This is a genomic window from Haloferax sp. Atlit-12N (genome assembly GCF_003383095.1).
Taxonomy (GTDB): Archaea; Halobacteriota; Halobacteria; order Halobacteriales; family Haloferacaceae; genus Haloferax.
The window spans coordinates 1-1857 of sequence record NZ_PSYW01000033.1 but is presented as its reverse complement, the minus strand read 5'-3'; the positions used below and the strand labels follow the sequence as shown (position 1 = coordinate 1857).

Annotated in this window: 2 protein-coding genes; both read left to right on the top strand. The window is 54.3% G+C overall.

What is annotated here, in order from left to right; all coding sequences use genetic code 11:
• Window position 1 precedes the first annotated feature (1 nt).
• Window positions 2-682: a hypothetical protein gene (locus tag C5B90_RS19800; protein ID WP_233512150.1), complete on the top strand. Its 681-nt coding sequence runs from the start codon at window positions 2-4 to the stop codon at window positions 680-682.
• A 1-nt stretch (window position 683) separates the two neighbouring features.
• The gene (locus tag C5B90_RS19795) at window positions 684-1745 is read left to right on the top strand and encodes a hypothetical protein (RefSeq protein WP_115883623.1); all 1062 of its coding nucleotides are present in this window, start codon (window positions 684-686) and stop codon (window positions 1743-1745) included.
• The last annotated feature ends 112 nt before the right edge of the window (window positions 1746-1857 follow it).

Below are 1857 nucleotides of genomic sequence, written 5' to 3'. Positions count from 1 at the left end.
TATTGTTGTTGAGGTTGATGCTGACGCACCCGTCGAACAGGTGAACCTCATTCAGCCGAATGGGGAACTGTTCGGGAAACGTGGGCTTGCCGCCGGCGCACGACAGGTTTCATTCGAAATCGGGACTGCCTACGAGCCCGGTGAGTACCGTGTCGTCGCGTTGGATGGTGAGGAGACCGTTGCTGAGGGTTCACTTTCGATTCAACCGGACCTCAGCATCGTCGAGATGGGGATTGGGAGAAATCAGCCAGAGGAGATGTGGAACTCTTCGGGTGACGAAGTTACTGATGAGGCGTTTGTGACTGTTGAGAACCGTGGAACGGGGCCAAACGCAGTCACGAAATTACTCTTCATCGGAGACGTTCCGTATCCCTCCGATGAAGAGGGGACTAATTACGCTGATGCCGATGGTGTGAGTGGTATCTACGACCCAGATGCAGATGATGAAACAGCTGCAGTAACTGTTCCTCCTGGGCAGAAACTCACTCTATACAGCTATCGGTCCCCATTCGCGTTCATTCGAGCTGAGGGCATCTCGTGCAAAAATGAACCCCAATCGGGAGAATTTGAAGTCGTTTTAGAAACGCGAGTTGACGCAAAGAAAATCTCTGAGACATACCAAGTCCAGTACTCCGCTTCAGACGAGTTCAACAACTGCGAGATTACGATTAGCGAGGCATAGGATGGTTGATCTGATTGATATCGCCTTAGAGGGATTCAAGAAGATCGTTGCTTGGGTGACGTCTCTGTTCATGCAGGGCGTGAATCAGGGGTACGAGACACTTTCTACAGAGATGTTTGGGACCCCGACTCCCGAAACTGATGGTGTGTTCGTTTTCGGGACTCCAACGAATGGCGCATGGCCGGCCATTCGAGATGCCCTCGTCGGTGGTGAGATTATGCTGATCTCGCTACTCCTGTTGCTGATGTGCGTTCAGGGGCGACACACGATGCGGATTTTCAATGTCGGGAGCGAATACAAAGCTAGACGGACGAAGAAGACTGCATGGGTTGGGGCGTGTCTTATTATCTGTTGGTACTGGGTAAGCGCCCTCGGTCTCTACATTGTTGATGGGTTTACAATCGCCCTTCTGCCGAGTTTGAGTTCACTAGGCGACGTCATGCTCAATTTTCTCCGGGAAACCGTGACCAACCCTGGTCTCAGCTTACTTTTCGCATTTGTGGGTGGTCTTTCAATGTGGGTGCTTGAAGCGCTCTACTACATTCGAGAGGTGTTGGTCCTCGTCTATGTGTACGGAATGCCGGTTGCGGTTGCTATCGCCTATGGTAATCTTCCTGTTCTTTCTGACATCGCTATGGGCTTCTGTAAGCGGTTTGTCCCTCTTGCAGTTCTCCCTCTCCCAGCAGCAGTCGTATTCAAGGGATACGATTTGCTCTATTCTGAAGGCGTTCTCACGCCAGACAGCCCATTTCTGAAGTATCTTGTCGCGACATCACTTCCGCTAATCGCGCTCTATCTCACGTGGAAGACGTTCACGTACGCGACGCCCCTCACCGCGAAGGTGATTGGTGGTGCAACGCGAGGCGCAGCCCTTGTCGGCGGCGTCGCAGCCGGCGCGTATGTCGGTGGTGCTGGCGTTGCGACGACTGCCGCCCGCTGGGGGCCGAAAGCCGCCGCCGGCCAAGCACTCGCCCAGCGAGCAGCCGCACAGCGTGACTCGACTGATGACAGCGATGGACTGCCGTCGTACCGGCGGACCGAAAACGAGCCCCGAACCCGCTAACAATGTCGACAGATCAAGACACAGCCGCTCGGCGCATCATGGACCAGTTTGGCGAAGCGAGTCGTATTCCCTACCTCAACATCGAAGAGGGCGACGTCGGCATCCTCATCGA

Bases quoted from the DNA above. Each gene is read 5' to 3' on its own strand.
- C5B90_RS19795 (WP_115883623.1), top strand. From the start codon at position 684: ATGGTTGATCTGATTGATATCGCCTTAGAGGGATTCAAGAAGATCGTT.